The sequence below is a fragment of the Lacinutrix himadriensis genome, from assembly GCF_001418105.1.
In the GTDB taxonomy this organism is placed as follows: domain Bacteria; phylum Bacteroidota; class Bacteroidia; order Flavobacteriales; family Flavobacteriaceae; genus Oceanihabitans; species Oceanihabitans himadriense.
Window position 1 is genome coordinate 62,293 of sequence record NZ_LIQI01000012.1, and the last position, 17,634, is coordinate 79,926.

Annotated in this window: 8 protein-coding genes; 4 read left to right on the plus strand and 4 right to left on the minus strand. The window is 32.7% G+C overall.

Annotated features, from left to right (window positions below; all coding sequences use genetic code 11):
- Positions 1 to 83: 83 nt before the first annotated feature.
- The 4 genes from AMD28_RS18830 to AMD28_RS02490 form a co-directional block, all read right to left on the minus strand.
- Entirely contained in the window at positions 84 to 5,333 is a 5,250-nt protein-coding gene (locus AMD28_RS18830; RefSeq protein ID WP_055442583.1) for a PAS domain S-box protein, read from the minus strand.
- 7 nt (positions 5,334 to 5,340) lie between these two features.
- Positions 5,341 to 5,709 (minus strand): response regulator, encoded by a 369-nt coding sequence (locus tag AMD28_RS02480; protein WP_055442584.1) that lies wholly within the window; start codon positions 5,707 to 5,709, stop codon positions 5,341 to 5,343.
- A gap of 86 nt (positions 5,710 to 5,795) precedes the next feature.
- Complete coding sequence (locus AMD28_RS02485; protein ID WP_055442585.1) at positions 5,796 to 7,961, minus strand: sensor histidine kinase; 2,166 nt, start codon at positions 7,959 to 7,961, stop codon at positions 5,796 to 5,798.
- On the minus strand, positions 7,951 to 12,669 hold the full coding sequence (locus AMD28_RS02490) for a PAS domain S-box protein (protein WP_055442586.1): 4,719 nt from the start codon (positions 12,667 to 12,669) through the stop codon (positions 7,951 to 7,953). Before AMD28_RS02490 ends, AMD28_RS02485 begins: the two co-directional genes overlap by 11 nt.
- A gap of 315 nt (positions 12,670 to 12,984) precedes the next feature.
- On the opposite strand from AMD28_RS02490, the gene AMD28_RS02495 reads away from it, so the two are divergent.
- From AMD28_RS02495 to AMD28_RS02510, 4 genes are all read left to right on the plus strand, one after another.
- A complete protein-coding gene (locus tag AMD28_RS02495) occupies positions 12,985 to 13,458 on the plus strand; it encodes a nucleoside deaminase (protein WP_055442587.1) in 474 nt (157 codons plus the stop codon).
- 61 nt (positions 13,459 to 13,519) lie between these two features.
- The gene (locus AMD28_RS02500) at positions 13,520 to 13,792 is read left to right on the plus strand and encodes a hypothetical protein (RefSeq protein WP_152975528.1); all 273 of its coding nucleotides are present in this window, start codon (positions 13,520 to 13,522) and stop codon (positions 13,790 to 13,792) included.
- A gap of 63 nt (positions 13,793 to 13,855) precedes the next feature.
- Entirely contained in the window at positions 13,856 to 15,265 is a 1,410-nt protein-coding gene (locus AMD28_RS02505) for an FAD binding domain-containing protein (protein ID WP_055442589.1), read from the plus strand.
- On the plus strand, positions 15,258 to 17,588 hold the full coding sequence (locus AMD28_RS02510) for a xanthine dehydrogenase molybdopterin binding subunit (protein ID WP_083478220.1): 2,331 nt from the start codon (positions 15,258 to 15,260) through the stop codon (positions 17,586 to 17,588). Before AMD28_RS02505 ends, AMD28_RS02510 begins: the two co-directional genes overlap by 8 nt.
- The last annotated feature ends 46 nt before the right edge of the window (positions 17,589 to 17,634 follow it).

The window sequence follows — 17,634 nt, forward strand, 5'->3', positions numbered from 1 at the left end:
AATTATCAAGTGAACAAACAAATCTCGACATACCGTTAATTACAAGGCAAGCAATAGGTAGTCACGGTATTCCGTTACCGTTTTTAGGCTTTTGAAATCCCTAATTTTGTCATCCTATCACGCAAAGTACTAGGTTTTAAATCTAATATAAACGCGGCACCTTTTGGACCACTAATTTTCCAATTACATTGTTCAAGTACCTGAACAATATGGTTGCGTTGTACAGTATCTAGGGTCAAATCTTGATTGTTAATTGGTTTTGCTTTTTGTGTAGAAGATTCAAAACCTGGAATCACTAATGTTTCTTTACTGGATAATATGGAAGCTCGTTCAATTAAATTTTCTAATTCTCTAATATTCCCTGGCCAATTATATACTCTTAATTGACTCATAGCATCATCTGTAATATACTTAATACTCTTTCCGTAAGCCTTATTAAATTTATCTACAAAATGCTCTACCAGTAAAGGAATATCATCTTTTCGATCTCTTAATGGAGGAACCTCTATTGGAAATACGTTAAGCCTAAAGAACAAGTCTTCTCTAAATTGTTTTTTCTTAACTTCCTCTTTAAGATTTCTATTTGTTGCCGCAATGACTCTAACGTCTAATTTCTTTAATCCACTACTACCACCAACGACCTCAATTTCTCCTTCTTGTAAAAATCTTAATATTTTAGGCTGCATATCTAATGGTAGCTCGCCAATTTCATCTAAAAATAAAGTACCACCGTCTGCTAACTCAAATTTTCCAACCTTATCATTAATCGCTCCTGTAAACGAGCCCTTTTTATGACCAAACAACTCACTCTCAATCAACTCTCTAGGTATTGCAGAACAATTTACCTTAATTAGAGGTTTATTATTACGTAAACTAGTATTATGCACAGCTCTAGCTAACAATTCTTTTCCGGTACCAGATTCCCCTAACAACAACACAGTAGCTGTAGTTGGAGCTACTTTTTCAACTTCGGTTAATACGTTACTAAAAGCCTCACTTCCATACACCATTTCCTCATAGTTAAATACTAAATCTAACTCATTACGTAGGTAAACATTTTCTTGTTCTAATTGCTCTTTTAAAGTATTTAGCTCTCTATTAGCTTCTGTAAGTTTTTGATTCGCAATTGCTATTTTATTGTCGGCTATTTTACGCTCAGAGCTTTCAATCATTAAAGAAACGATACTAGCTATTGAGGTAACGAAGCTTTCTTCATCTGCACTAAACACTCTGTTTTCCGACTTACTCTCAAAACTAACAATACCATAATAATTATTGCTACCATGGATTAACACATCAATTCTAGAAGATATTTGGTTAGGAATAAAAAACTGTGTCGCAAAAGCCTGAGTTATCGGATTAGAATTTACATTCGCTATATTAATGCTGTTTTTAGTTTTAAACGCATTAAAATAATTTGGAAAATTTTCTTCTTCTATTGTTAACTCATATTCCTTAAATGCTTCATCTGTTGCATTATAAAACAACCTACTCGCAAGTTCGGATTGATTATTTTTATACTCCCAAATGGTAACAAAATCTACATCCAAAGCTTTAGCAGACGTAACTGCAATCTTTTTTAAAGAAGAATTAAAATCTTCCCCAATAAGGCCAGCTAGTTTTAAAATAACATCCTTTTTCTGTGTTGATTTTACAGCAATATCTTCTAATGCTTTTTTGACTTTTTCCTCTTCTGAAACATCTTTAATTGTTGCAAATATAGCTACCGTTTCTCCCTCATCATTTTTTATAATCCCTGTTAAAAACGAAGCTATAAACTTATCTCCTGATTTTTTAACAAACTCTAATTCAAAAGACAGCGCTTCTCCTTTTGCTACCTCATCCTTAATTTTCAACATATTCTCATAGTCCTTCTCTTGCGCAAATGGATACGGCAACTCCAGACCTATAAGTTCATTTTCCGAATACCCTAAAATATCACATAGCGAATCGTTCACTTTTAATATAGCCCCTTCTAAGTCCACTATAAGCAAACCTTCCTGCATAGACATCACAAGGTTATCTGAAAACTCATTAGCTCTTTTAAGATCTAACTCTATTTTTTTACGTTCGGTAATATCTTGAGTAGTCCCTATCATCTTCATAGGATTACCATCACTATCAAAATTCAACTCCCCAATTCCATGTACCCAAACTTCTTTCTTATTATCTACTCTTAAGATTCGGTATTCTTTATTAAATTTTTCATGATTTTTCAGAATATTAATTTTAAAATAATTTAATATTTCTTCTCGATCTTCAGGATGAACAATAGAAATCCAGCTTTCCACACTTTTGACAAAAGATTTCTTAATACCAAAAATATTATCAAGCACATCAGAACTTTCCCAAGTACTCTTTTTAATATCTACAGAATAGGTACCTATATTTGCTACTATTTGAGATTGTCTTAAATTGTATTCACTTTCCAAAAGCTTTACTTCCGACTGTTTACGCAAGGATATATCTTGAATAGTACCAAAAAACTCTATTGCCTTTTTATCATCATCATATATAACTTGACCTAAAGTATGAATCCATTTTAATTGTTTTTTATTTTTGGTTATTATTCTAAACTCTAAATCAAAGGATTCCCCTGTTTTTAAACTCTTCTTAAACATTGCTCTATCCAAAAGCGCATCATCTGGATGAATGATACTAGTCCAAGTTTCAAAGAAGAAATCACCATCTACATCTACATCTAAAATGTTTTTGAAAGTAGTTGAAGCTTCAATTTTTTGTGTATTCAAGTCTAGGCTATAACTTCCTATTTTCGCTATTTTTTGAGCCTCTAATAAGGATTTCTCGTTTTCTTGTAATTTTATTTCTGCTTGTTTACGCTGAGATATATCTTGTATTGTTGCAATATTAGCAATAATTTCTCCTTCATTATTTTTAACAAATGAAGCTGACATTAACACAGGAAAACGCTCACCGTTTTTACGCATTAAAGTTAACTCCACTTTGCTATACTCCCCTTTTAATATATTTCCATAAGTTTCTTGAATTTCATCCTGCTTTTCTGGTGGCCAATAATTAAAAGGAGCTTTTTGACCAACTAATTCTTCTTTTGTAAAACGCAACATCTTACAAAGTGCTGGATTTGCTTCTATTTGCACGCCTTCTAAATTAACAACAGACAAACCTTCGTTTAAATTTAGAATAAGGTTTTCAGAAAAATCTTTGGCAAGCTTTAAATCTATTTCAGCTTTTTTACGCTCTGTGATATCTCGTACCGTAGAGAAATTTGCAGTTTTTACACCATTATCATCATAAATACTGGAAATTAAAACATGTACAGGAAAACGTTCACCGTTTTTACGCATATAGATGTTTTCATATTCTTTTTTATTAATATTTTGTGCTAATAACTCATACCTATCACTATTCTCTTTTTTCAATTCTGGTGGCGAATACGGGTATGGACGCTTCACTCCTATTAATTCTTTTTCTGTAAAACCTGTCATTTTACAAAAAGAAGGATTTACACTAATTATTTCTGATTCTAAATTTATTGCTACTAAGCCTTCCTGCATTCCATTTAAAAGACTATAAGAGAATTCATTGGCTTTTCTTAAGTCTAATTCGTTCTTTTTACGTTGGGTAATATCTTGAATAGTACCAATCATTTTTGCAGGATTTTTATCTCCATCAAAAATCAATTTACCAATACCATGTACCCAAACCTCCTCTTTAGAATCTTGCCTTAAAACTCGGTATTCTTTATTAAATTTCGTATTATTTAAAACACAAAACTCAAAATAGCTAGAGACTTCTTCTCTTTGATCTGGATGAATAAGTTCTGTCCAGCCTTCCATAGTTTTAGCATACGTTTTACTTATACCAAAAACATTATATAAAAAAGCAGATCCTTCCCAAGTCAGCGCTTTTAGATCTATAACATAAGATCCAATATTACCAACTATTTGAGATTGCCTTAAATTGTATTCACTTTCCTTTATTTTTATTTCTGCTTTTTTACGTTCTGTAATGTCTCGTGCAATAGCAAGTATTTTACCATCTTTCTGCAATTTCGCAGATACTTCTACTTCATATACAGAATTGTCTTTTCGTCTAAATTCTCTAGGAAAAACAATAGCTTCCCCTTGAAGTAATTTTTCATGATTTTCTGAATCTTGAATAAATTCTCCTATATTGAAATCATAAATATTTAATTTTAAAAACTCGTTTTCGGTATAACCTAAAGTAGTATAAGAAGCTTTATTATAATCATATATTGTTCCATCTAAAGAGTACGTTATTATAGCATCACTGGCTTGATCTACTAATGACTTATACGACTCTTCTTTCTTAATAATTTCATTTACAATTCTAGTTTTCTCAAGCGCAATATTAACTAAGCTCACCGTAAAATTAAGCTCCCGAATATCGCTAAAAGAAGGTGCACTAATAGACTTGCTGTATATAGCAAAAGTACCTAAAACCGTATTGTTTTTTGAGAAAATTGGAATAGACCAACAGGACTTTAAATCGTGTTCTAATGCTACATCTTTATAATCTTTCCATAAAACATCTGTGCTTATATCTGAAACGACAATAGGTTTTCCTGTATAAGCTGCTGTACCACAAGAACCCACATCTGCTCCAATAGGAATTTTTTTGATGGCTGTACTGTATGCTTTTGGCAATGATGGGGAAGACTCTAAAATAAGATGAATACCATCTTTATCTAATAAACTAATAGATCCATAATAATCTGGATAAACAGATTGATAGTTTAAAAGTAAACGATCAAAGATTTCATGTATAGGTGTATTTACTACAATTAAATCTAGTATTTCGTTTTTATGTATTAATAATCGCTGTGTTTTTTCCCGCTCTAAAACCTCACTTTCAAGGTCTATTTTTTTTTGCTCAAGCTTACTAATTAGTCGTTTACTATAAAGCTTTAAAACTTCTTCTTCTGTAAATTTTACATTTTTTACAACCTTCTCTTCTGGTTTAACATTAGCAAAAACATCTTCAATTACGGATAATATTTTATTTTGATCGGTTGGTTTTCTTAAAAACTGAACGGCCCCTAATTTTAATGCAAAATCTTCATCAAGTGCTTCGGTATATGTGGAAGTATAAAAAACGAAAGGGATATTCTTAAATAATTCTTCGTTTTTACAAGCTTGGCAAAACAGATAGCCATCCATAACTGGCATTAAAATATCAGAGATAATTAGATCTACATTACATTCATGTAGTTTTTCTAAACCTTCTTTACCATCTTTAGCCTCTACAATTAGATAGCCTGCTTCTTCCAGTATAACTCTGAGTAAATATAGGTTTTCAAAAGTATCATCTACTATTAATATAGTTTTCATGCCTTAATTATGCTTTAAATATAGCCTCCATTTGTTTCACAAAAGTATCCGGATTAATAGGCTTCTCTATATATCCATTTGCGCCAGCTTCAATTGCTTTTTCTTTATCCCCCCCCATAGCATACGATGTCACTGCTATAATTACAGTGGTTTTTGGCAAACCATTATGTCTTAAATTATTACATATCTCATAACCATCCATATCTGGCAATTGAATATCTATCAAAATAATTTCAGGATGTTTTTCATGTGCTAAATTCAATCCGTCAACTCCATTATACGCCTTAAGTACGTCATAATTACTATTAGTAAGCAAATACGAAAGCATATACATATTTTGTTCGTTATCTTCAATTATTAAAATGGTAGGCTTCATTACTTCTCTATAAAATTTAATATCAATAAGTTAATCGATAAATATATTAAAATTGGTATTATTAACTAATTAATAATTAAACTAAATTAGTTTTTTGTAGGAATACTCGTTAATGGGAACTTAAATATAAAGTTACTCCCTTTTCCTAATTCGCTTTCTACTTGAATGGTACCTCCTAATTTTTCAATTAAATTTTTAGAAATAGCCAATCCAAGACCTGTTCCTTCATGCTTTCTACTAAGCCCTCCTTCTAGCTGAATAAAAGGCATAAATAATTTATTTATATCCTTTTTACTTATTCCAATTCCCTGATCAATTATTTGAGTTATAAGCACATTATCTTTAACATTTACTTTAATGATAATAATTCCTTTTTCAGAAAACTTAATAGCATTAGAAAGCAAGTTTAATAGAATTTGTTCAATACGTCTTTCATCACTGACTAGCGTAATATCTAAATTAGAAATTTCGGTATGCAATTGAAGCCCTCTTTTTGAAGCTTGCGGCATTAAAAAGTCAATTGTTTTTTCTAATGTTGTTAGGTAATTGAATGGATAGAAGGAAACTCTTAACTTACCTGCTTCTATTTTAGAGATATCTAAAACATCATTAATTAAACCTAACAAATGCGAACCACTATCTTTTACCATAGAGAGTTGTTTTTTTTGTTCTTCATTTAATGGTCCTGCTAATTCTTTTAACAATATACCTGTAAACCCAATAATAGAGTTCATTGGTGTTCTTAACTCATGTGACATGGTTGCTAAAAATGCGGATTTCATTAAATCTGCAGACTGCGCTTTTACCTTTTCTTTTTCTAATTCGGCAGATTGGAGATTTATATCTTCTAAAAGATTCAATAATGCCTCTTTACTATCATTAAGCTCTTCGGTTCTTAAGCCCACCAATTTCTCTAGATTATTCTTATAATTTAGTAATTCTTTTTCGTGATGAATTCTTTCTGTAATATCTGAAGCAGTACCAATATATCCATAAATATTTTTTTGCGCATCTACTAGCTTGGTCCCTTTAACTATAAGCCAAGTTGTATTTCCTTTTTTATCTAAGAACTTCAATTCGGTATTAAAATCATTCCCATACAGCACTGCCTGTTGCCATTCATGCATTACTCTGTCTTTATCTTCTGGATGTATCGCGTTTACCCACCCAGAGCCCATTGCCTCTTTAAATGTCATACCAGAATATTTCATCCATTCGTCATTTACATAACTAACCATCCCTTCATTATCTGTAGAAAAGATTGCTACTTGGGCATTGGAAGCTAAACTTCTAAATAATGCTTCGCTTTTTTTTACTTTCTCGGATGTGATTTCATAAACTAACTTTAATTGTTTTTCCTGTTCTGAAAGTTTCAAAGAAATCAAATCATTTAATCGAGCAGATCGGCCTGCAAAAAACCACACGACCCAGCTACTAAAAAAAGCTATTAGAACTCCAACCAAGGAAGACCATATTGCCGTATTCATTGTTTTTTTTAATGGCACAACATACAACTTCCATTCTCCTATAGACATTTCTACAGGTATTGCATATTCTTTATGATTAGAAATATCGTTTTCTAAAAAAAAATCTTCCTTACCCGTTTCAGGGTTCACTCTAGACAATTGATAAACAAAACGATTTTCTTCCGAATTTTCCGTAACCAAATCACTAAAGATTGTAGAAATCTTGGTAACCACTGCAGAAAAACCAACGAATTTATCATCTAAAAAAATAGGTTGCCTACTCACCATACCAACACCACCTTGCTTTAGGTTAACTGGGCCTGCGATAAAAAAATCTCTTCTTTTTATAGTAGCGATTGATCCACTTCGAGCTTCAGGACTTGTTAGAATATTAAAACCAATAACTTCATTATTCTTTAAAGGATAAACGTGTGTAATAAACCCCTTACCATCTACTAGTTCTACAACATCGAAATATTTACTTCTTCCTAGTAATTCTGCAGCTATCTTATCAAAATCTTCTGGAACTCCATTTCTTTCCACAATATATTCTAATAGTTTTGTAGCAGAATAACTGTACATGACTAGGGATTGCAGCTTTTCTTTAATTAAATTTGCTTGATTATTAATTTCTCGTTTTTGCTCATTATTATTTATCACATATTCCTGATAAGCAACATATTGCGTAGCAAAAAGCAATGTTAAAAAAACAAAGCAACCTAATACCAAAGGTTTTTTAAAAAAAAGAGATGGATTACTTTTTCCTGAGATCGTTTTACTTGTCATTCTTTAACTGTAACTCTTTAATAATAGCTTTCAACTCTTTCATTTTCAACTCCCTACCAACAAATAACTTATTCATACGTTCTAATTGATTATTTTTTAAATGCACCTCTTCGGTTCTAACTTCAATTAGTTCTTCTAGATTGTTTCTATATTTTTTTAATTCTGCTTCGGCATTTTTCTTTTCTGTTATGTCCAAAATAGTCAACATAACATGACCTTCATTATTTAACTGAAGCGTTTGTAAAGATATCAATATATGAAGCTCTTTCCCGGATTGCAACAGGTATTTTAATTCAATATTAGAGACATATCCTTTTTCATTAAATTGACTCCATAGTTTATTTTCATTCTCTATGTTTTCTTGGTTATTAAGATCAAATAACCCTATTTCTTCTACTGTACACCCTAACATATCTTCTCTTTTAAATCCAACAATATTTGCTAAGGTTTCATTTACTTCAACTATCTTTTTGGCTTTATTAAGTATGGCTTTTCCAATAACATTAGAGCTAAATGCTTTGGCGAATTTTTCTTCATTTTCTTTTAATGCTTTTTCTGCATTCTCCTTATCTGTTATATCAATTGCTGCACTAAGAAAATGAGGAACTCCTTTTATCTCTATAAGCTCTACAGAAACTAAGGTTGTTATCACTTTTCCACTCACTAAGGTTCTATAAACTTTTTCATTATTTAAAAAACCTTCATTTTTAATTTTTTCTGTGAGCCTACTTTGTTGTTCATAGAAAGCAGCATTCAATATATCGGTTCCAGATTCTCCTCTTGTCTTACCAATTATCTGCTCTCTTGTTGCCTCTAAAAGTTTTGCCATAGCATCATTAGCCTCCACTCTAACATGCTCTAAATTAGCAATAGAAAATCCGATAACACTAGATTTAAATACTTTAGAAAACTTCTCCTCACTTTCTTTAATACTCTCTTCTGCTTCTTTACGTTTGGTAACATCTTGTACTAATGATAAAACAGTTTCTATTTCCCCATCTGGAGATTGTAAAACAGAATTATACCATTGGCAATAAATAACATTTCCATTTTTGGTGTTATTACGGTTAATAATCTTATTGCTTTTTACAATTCCATTCATTAATTCATAAGAGACAACCTCTGTAGATTCAAAATCCTCTTCGTAAACGAGATTTAAATCACTAAAATGTCTCCCTAAGACTTCTTCCTTTTTCCAACCAAAGATCTTTTCGGCTTTTACTGACCAGCTGCGAATAATTAAATTCTTATCCCATTCAATTATTGCCAACGGAGAGTTATTTAAATGCGTAGTAAGACGTTGATGCGCCATCCTGATTTCTTCGTCTGCTTTTTTACTTTCCGTAACATCTTGTATCAAGGACAAAACAGTTTCTAATTGCCCATCGGAAGATTGCAAAACAGAATTATGCCACTGACAGTATATGACCTCTCCTGTTTTTGTATTATTACGATTAATAATTTTGTTGCTTTTTACCTTACCACTACTTAATTCATTAGAAATAGCTTCGACAGAAGGAATATCTTCTTCAAAAACCAAATTCAAATCCACCAATTGTTTTCCTATCGCTTCAGATTCTTTCCAACCAAAAATCTTTTCAGCTTGCGCAGACCAATTAGTAACAAAAAAATTCTTATCCCATTCAATTATTGCTAACGGAGAGTTATTTAAATGTGTAGTAAGTCTTTGATGAGTCATTCGAATTTCTTCGTCAATTTTCTTACGTTCCGTTACATCTCTAATAATCCCTATTATAAACGGATTACCAGCAACATCAATAAATCTCGTTTTTTTTGTTGAAATTGTTCTTGATTCTTTTCCCACAAGTGTTAAAGTTTCTTCATTAACACTCTCAACACCTGTTACTAGAACTTGTTTATCTATTTCTAAAAAACTCTCTCTTTCTTGTGCAGAAACACTTTCGGCTAAAGTTTTACCAATTACAGACTCCCTTTCAATATTAAAAATAGAACAAAACGCATTATTGATTAACAGTATTCTACTTTGTTCATCTTTTACAAAAACAGGATCACCAATATTGTTTAAGATATTTTCTAAATATTTCTCACTTTTAGCAACCTGATCTTCAGCTTCTTTACGTTCGGTAACATCGATAAGCGTTCCTATATAACCATACAATTCATTGTTAGCATCATACAAACCAGTAGCTTTAGCGGAAAGCCATGTAATTCCCCCTTCTGGATCTAGAAATCTTAAATCTGTTCTATATTCGGTTCCAGTAGAAATAGATTTTTGCCATATATCAAGAACCCGTTCTTTATCTTCTGGATGTATCGCATTAGACCAACCAAAGCCTAAAGCTTCATCTAAGGGGATTCCCGAATATTTTATCCATTCTTGATTTACATAATTGCAAGCACCATCTTTGTCTGTCTGAAAAATTCCAACGGGTGCATTAGAGGATAATCGCCTAAATAATTGTTCGCTATTTATTAACTTTTCTTCAGCTTCTTTGTGTTCTGAAACATCTACGATTGTCCCTATATAGCCATATAATTCATTATTATGATTATATAAGCTAGTAGCTTTTGTGGTAACCCATTTTGTTTCTCCTTTTTTACTTAACAATCTAAAATCGGAAACTAAGCCACCTCCAGTAGAAATTGCTTGTTCCCACTCTCCCATAATCCTATCTTTATCCTCTGGGTGAATTGCATTGCACCAACCAAAACCTAATGACTCCTCAAAAGTCATTCCCGAGTATTTCATCCATTCCTCATTAACATAATTACAAATACCTTCTTTATCTGTTTGATAAATTCCAACTGGCGCATTAGATGTTAATCTTTTAAATAACTGCTCACTATTTATTAATTTTTGTTCTGCTTTTTTCTTTTCTGTAACATCAATAGCCATACCTATATAGCCATATAAATTATTTTGCGAATCGTAGGTTCCTACAGTCTTTACCGACACCCATATCACTTTATTATCTTTATGCAGAAACCTAAAATCGGTTTCAAGTTCACTTTCGCCAGATAAAACATATACCTCCCATTCTTTAAGAATTCTTGCTTCATCATCGGGATGAATAGCTTTAGCCCAACCAGGCCCCATAGCTTCTTCATAAGACAACCCAGCATACTCTAACCATCTTTCGTTTACATAATTACAAGAACCATCTGTATCTGTTTGGTAGATTCCTGCTGGCGCTTTAGATGTTAATCGTTTAAATAATTGCTCACTATATTTTAACTTTTCTTCAGCTTCTTTACGCCTAGAAATATCTTTAGCAACCACACCTAATGCTATAGGATTGTTCGTTACCTTATCTTTAATTAAGAAACCAGACATTTCTATAGGAATTAAATCTCCTGTTTTAAAATTTTTAAAATGTGTTTCCCCTTGCCATTTATTACTTTCAAAAATGCTAGGCATGTGCTCATTTGCTATCCTATCTCGGTAATCTTCCGGAAAAAAAGAAGAAATAGAAGCTGGCATTTTTTCATCCGATTCTAATCCCATTAACTGCCTACCATTATCATTTAAATAAATAGGTTCTCCTTCTAAAGTTGCTAAACCAATAAAATCATCGTTAGTTTCAATTAAAGACAATAACATTTGATTGTTAGCATCTATTTTTTTCTGTTTTGATATGTCTGTATAATAAATTATCAATCCGTCTGGAGATGGGTAAATTCTGTTCTCAAACCATTTATCTAGTGGCTCATAATAATCATCAAAGTATATTGTTTCCTGTGTTTCAACAGCTTTATAATAAGCCTCATAAAAAGAACGTCCTACACCTTCTGGGAATTCGGTCCAAATATGTTTTCCTATTAAGGATTCTGGAGATTTCCCTAAAAGCTCTGCAGCTTTTTTATTAACATACGTATAACACCAGTTAGTGTCTAGAGATATGAAACCGCCTGAAATGCTATTTAAAGAAGTTTCTAATTGCGAGGTTAAATTTTTCTCTAACTCTTGTTTCTCCGTCTTTAGTTGTAAATATCTTTTTTCATACCTCAATATGGAAAAAACATCTCGTTCTTGATTGGCAATAAAAGAAGTATTGCTTTTCTCATTATCTACATACCTTAAATAGATATATAGAATCACAGAAAAGACGAGCGCTGCAATAAACTTCCCTATAATATTCCCGACTAATAAATTATAAAAATCTGCAGAACCCAAATAGAGAATTGTTTTAAAAATAAAGGCGTCAAAAACAAAAACTACTAATAGCGAAATAAAGAGTGTAAAAAAGAAATATCGCTTATTAAGTATTGAAATCAGAAATTGATAGATTATTACCAGACATAGAAAATCCAAGAACAATAAGACCGTACCAGTAATGAAATATTTATCATCTACTAAAAAAGCAAAGGACGAATCTATTTCCACCAAGTTTTCCAAATTCATAATACCAAACAATGCAGATAAAAGGAGATTGGAAATAATAATCCCTAAAATAAGGGCTCTAGCACTAGCAACGCCTTCTTTAATATAAATCAATAACACCGCAAATAGAAGCGAACTAAATATAATGACGGATGTTGGATAAATTATTAGTTCATCGAAAACAGTAAAACGTATCATGTCTCCAGAAAGGGCTTGTAAATATCTAACAGCTCCTAAAAAAAGATACAGAGGAGCTAATCCTAATACGTTTCTAAATTTAAATAATAAAAGAATACTAGAAGATATGAGTAAAAACTCAATAAGTATTATAGTATATATGTTCATACGGTGATTCGGTTAAGCTAGGGGCCTTAAAAATACGCTTTTTCCTTTTAAATTAAAAAGAATAAATAATTTAAAAAACTACAAACCAATAAAATCACATTGATAACTAAGCGATTACACTAAAAACACATAATACGAACAGAAACAATTAGAGTTAAAAAACAAACCCAAATACCAATCCTATTTGCATGCACTTTAGCAAAAGCGAACATTTAAAATAATTACTCTTCATCTTTACAAGTATGAAGTTTGAATTTCTTTTCTATTAATCACTATTTAAAAATAGTATATTAGCTTGTTAGAAAAAAAGACAAAATGAGTAATAAAGATCAATTTATGAAAGAAGCTGTAAACGCAGCTTTAAAAGGAATGAATAACAATGAAGGTGGACCATTTGGCTGCGTAGTTGTTAAAGACGGAAAAATTGTAGGACGCGGAAACAACAAAGTAACCTCTACCAACGATCCAACTGCACACGCAGAAGTTACAGCTATTAGAGATGCCTGTAAAAACTTAGATTCTTTTCAATTAGATGGTTGTGAAATTTATACTTCTTGTGAGCCTTGCCCTATGTGTTTAGGTGCTATTTATTGGGCTAGACCAGATAAAGTATATTACGGAAGCAATCAAGTGGATGCTGCAAACATTGGATTTGATGATGAATTTATTTACAAAGAAATCCCTTTACCTTATGCCGAAAGAAGCATTCCTTTCGAACAATTAGCGCGTGAAATTGCTTTAGAGCCTTTTCAAGAATGGACTAAAAAACAAGATAAAACGGAGTATTAAATTATAATTAAGTGTAGTTAAGAACTGAATGGGATTTAAAGTCGGAAAAAATGTTCCACCTATGGAACGAGAACTAATATATCTACTTTATGATCTTTGTGCCAAATGGGGATTTTGTATTCCTCATGAGGATTTTGAACAAATTATTAAAATAGAATATTATAATGCAGATGATTTTGCAATACATGTAGTTGAAGCAGAAGGACTAGATGCTAGTCCTGAAGCGACTTGGGTTCTAAGAATAGCAGAACGTTTTAAAGAAAGATTTGGAACTGATGAAATTGACTCTTCTACATTTATAGATAGAGTGAGAGGTATTAAAGAAAATTGGTAATTCAAATACAATTATGGATAAATATTATTTCATTAATTAATAAAAAGAGATTAAACAAAACAAATGATCACCTTCATTCTAAATAACAAAACCATTAAAACGTCGGAGCATTCCGGAACCACTTTATTGGATTTTGTTCGTTACCAACAACGTCTCACAGGAACCAAAATTGGTTGTCGTGAAGGCGATTGTGGTGCTTGCACACTTTTAGTCGGGACATTAACAAACGATACTGTAGAATATCAAAGTATCACATCGTGTATTTCTCCTTTAGGAAATGCGCATGGTAAGCATATTGTAACGGTGGAAGGAACAAATCTCAAAGACAAATTAACCACAGCACAAGAAGCCATGAAAGCAAATTACGCGACACAATGCGGATTTTGCACACCTGGTTTTGTGGTTGCTTTAACTGGTTTTGCTTTGTCCAATTCGGATAAAAATTATAGTAATGCTATTGACGCTATAAGCGGAAACATTTGTAGATGCACAGGATATAAAGCCATTGAAAAAGCAGCACATGAGGTAGTTGAAAAACTAGAAAACAAAAAGGAAACCACTTTGGATTGGCTCATTGAAAATCAATTTATTCCAGATTATTTTGAATCTATTCCGAAACGTTTAAACGACATTGCAGCTAAAGATTTAAAGCAACCCAAAGGAAAATATGTTTCTGGAGGAACCGATTTATACGTGCAACAAGCAGATAATTTAGCAGACAATGACGTACATCTAATTGCCGAAAAAGACTATTTAAAAGGCATTTCCATTGAAAACGACATTTGCACTATCGGAACCAACTCTACGGTTTCCGATTTATGGAATCACACCGAATTAAACAGTATTTTACCAAACTTAAGAAAACACTTAAAATTAGTTTCTTCAGAGCAAATTAGAAATATGGCTTCCTTAGGCGGCAACCTAGTAAATGCTTCACCAATTGGCGACATGACCATATTCTTTTTAGCGTTTAATAGTACTATTACGATATTAAATTCCGAAGAAAAAGAACGAACAGTTTCCTTGAAAAATTTTTATCAAGGTTACAAAACATACGATTTAAAAGACGATGAACTTTTAAAAAGCATCCAATTTAAATTACCAACAGAACATACGTTTTTCAATTTTGAAAAGGTTTGTAAACGAACACATTTAGATATTGCGAGTGTCAATGCTGCAATTCATATTTCAATTGAAAATGAAACCATTACCGAAGCGCATGTTTCTATTGGAGGTGTTGCTGCAATTCCAAAATACTTACACGACACCTCAGCATTTTTAATAGGAAAACCACTCACTGCTGAAACGATATTGAATGCTAACGAGATACTTCAAAAGGAAATCGCACCAATTAGCGATGTTCGTGGCACAAGCGACTATAAACGTTTGTTAGGAAGACAATTATTCTTTGCACATTTTACTACATTATTCCCGAAGCAATTCACTTTAAACGACTTTATTCAACATGCATAAAAACAAAGCAAATAAAGTACTAGACACGAAGTTAGATGCCGTTTCAAAATCATTAAAACAAAGCATTAAAAACTTAGACTCCTACACGCATGTTCGTGGAGAATCGCTGTATGTGGATGACATAAACGTTAGACAAGGTACCTTTCATGCAGTAGTTTTTGATGCACCAAAAGCACACGGAAAAATAAAAAGTATCGATTACTCTAAAGCAGAAGCCTTGGAAGGTGTCGAACGTATTTTCACCTACAAAGATGTTCCTGGTGAAAATGAAATTGGTGGTATTATTCCTGACGAACCTTTATTTGCAGAAGCGGAAGTACATTTTTGGGGAATGCCAATTGCTTTAATTGTTGCCGAATCGGAATTTATCGCAAGAAAAGCAAGAGGTTTAATCGAAATTGAAATTGAAGACTTACCAGTAATTACCACTGCAAAAGAAGCAAAAGCAAAAGGTAGTTTCATCAATGCTCCACGATCTTTTAGTTTAGGTGATACCGAAAAAGCTTTCGCCAATTGCGACTATATTTTTGAAGGGGAAACTTTTTCTAACGGACAAGAACATTTATACATTGAAGCGCAAGGTGCTTATGCCGAACCTATGGAAAACGGCAACATAAAAATCACCTCATCTACACAAGGACCTACTGCTGTGCAAAAAACAATCGCCAAAGTTTTGGGTATTGCCATGCATAAAATTGAAGTCGATGTGACACGTCTTGGTGGCGGATTTGGAGGTAAAGAAGACCAAGCTACTCCTTGGGCTGTGATGGCTGCTTTGGCTACTTATCATTTAAATCAGTCGGTGAAATTAATATTGAATCGTCATGACGATTTACGAATGACTGGAAAACGGCATCCGTATGAAAGCACGTATAAAATCGGACTTTCAAAAGACTTAAAAATTCTAGCCTACCAAACGGAGTTTTTACAAAATTCTGGTGCTGCAGCAGATCTATCGCCTGCCATTGCAGAGCGTACCTTATTTCACGCAACCAACAGTTATTACGTACCAAACGTAACCACAAAAGTATTGAGTTGCAAAACCAACTTACCACCAAACACAGCGTTTCGTGGTTTTGGTGGACCACAAGGTATGTTTGTAATCGAGTCGGCAATTGCAAAAGCTGCGCATGAAATTGGAGTTTCAACAAGAAAAATTCAAGAAGCGAATTTACTAGACGAAAACGATACATTTTCGTACGGACAAATCGCTAAAAAAGTAGAAGCCAAAAACACATGGGATTCTGCGAAAAACATATTTAATAGTAAAGCTTTAGAGCAAGAAGTTGCCGACTTCAATAAAAACAATACATGCTTTAAAAAGGGGCTATCCTTTATGCCTATTACTTTTGGTATTTCGTTTACCAATACACCGATGAATCACGCGCGTGCTTTAGTGCATATTTATTTAGACGGAAGCGTTGGTATTAGTACAGCTGCTGTAGAAATGGGTCAAGGTGTCAATACCAAAATGATGCAAATTGCTGCGGATGTATTTTCTATTCCTATGGAGAAAATAAAGATAGAAACTACTAACACCACAAGAGTTGCAAACACATCACCTTCTGCTGCGAGTTCTACTGCAGATTTAAATGGAAAAGCAACCTTAATGGCTTGTAATGCTTTAGTGGAAAGGTTAAAAACGGTGGCTTCGGAAGACTTAAATGTTTCAGAAAAAGATATTACTTTAAAAAAGGAAGCTGTTTTTGTAAACGGAAAGAAATCCGAATTATCGTGGACAAACCTCATCAGTAGTGCCATGTTGAAACGTGTTGCTTTAACGGAAAACGCACATTATGCAACACCAGAAATTCACTTCGATAAAACCAAAGAAAAAGGACATCCTTTTGCTTATCATGTTTACGGAACAGCCATCACAACTACAACCATAGATTGCACACGTGGCACTTATGAGTTTGACTCCGTTAAAATAGTACACGATTACGGAAAAAGCATGAGTGAAGGAATTGATTTAGGACAAGTAGAAGGCGCATTAATTCAAGGTATTGGCTGGATGACCATGGAAGAGATTGCCTATAATAAAGACGGAAGATTATTGTCTAACGCACTATCTACATATAAAGTTCCGGATATATTTTCTGTACCAAAAACAGTAGAAGTGATTCCAGTAGAAACGGAAGGAAATGATATGGCTATTTTAAAATCGAAGGCCGTTGGAGAACCTCCTTTAATGTATGGAATTGGCGCTTATTTTGCGCTTCAAAATGCCATTAAAGCTTTTAATCCAAACTACGATTTACAATTTCATGCACCAATGACACCTGAAAAGGTATTGATGGGTTTGTATGAAAACACGAAATAAAAACAATTGTCAGTTCGAGTGATTTGAGGAACGAAAATTGTATCGA

Excerpts from the sequence above, each read along its gene's own strand:
- AMD28_RS18830 (WP_055442583.1), bottom strand. The coding sequence starts at position 5,333 with ATGAAAACTATATTAATAGTAGATGATACTTTTGAAAACCTATATTTA.
- AMD28_RS02480 (WP_055442584.1), bottom strand. The coding sequence starts at position 5,709 with ATGAAGCCTACCATTTTAATAATTGAAGATAACGAACAAAATATGTAT.
- AMD28_RS02485 (WP_055442585.1), bottom strand. The coding sequence starts at position 7,961 with ATGACAAGTAAAACGATCTCAGGAAAAAGTAATCCATCTCTTTTTTTT.
- AMD28_RS02490 (WP_055442586.1), bottom strand. The coding sequence starts at position 12,669 with ATGAACATATATACTATAATACTTATTGAGTTTTTACTCATATCTTCT.
- AMD28_RS02495 (WP_055442587.1), top strand. The coding sequence starts at position 12,985 with ATGAGTAATAAAGATCAATTTATGAAAGAAGCTGTAAACGCAGCTTTA.
- AMD28_RS02500 (WP_152975528.1), top strand. The coding sequence starts at position 13,520 with ATGGAACGAGAACTAATATATCTACTTTATGATCTTTGTGCCAAATGG.
- AMD28_RS02505 (WP_055442589.1), top strand. The coding sequence starts at position 13,856 with ATGATCACCTTCATTCTAAATAACAAAACCATTAAAACGTCGGAGCAT.
- AMD28_RS02510 (WP_083478220.1), top strand. The coding sequence starts at position 15,258 with ATGCATAAAAACAAAGCAAATAAAGTACTAGACACGAAGTTAGATGCC.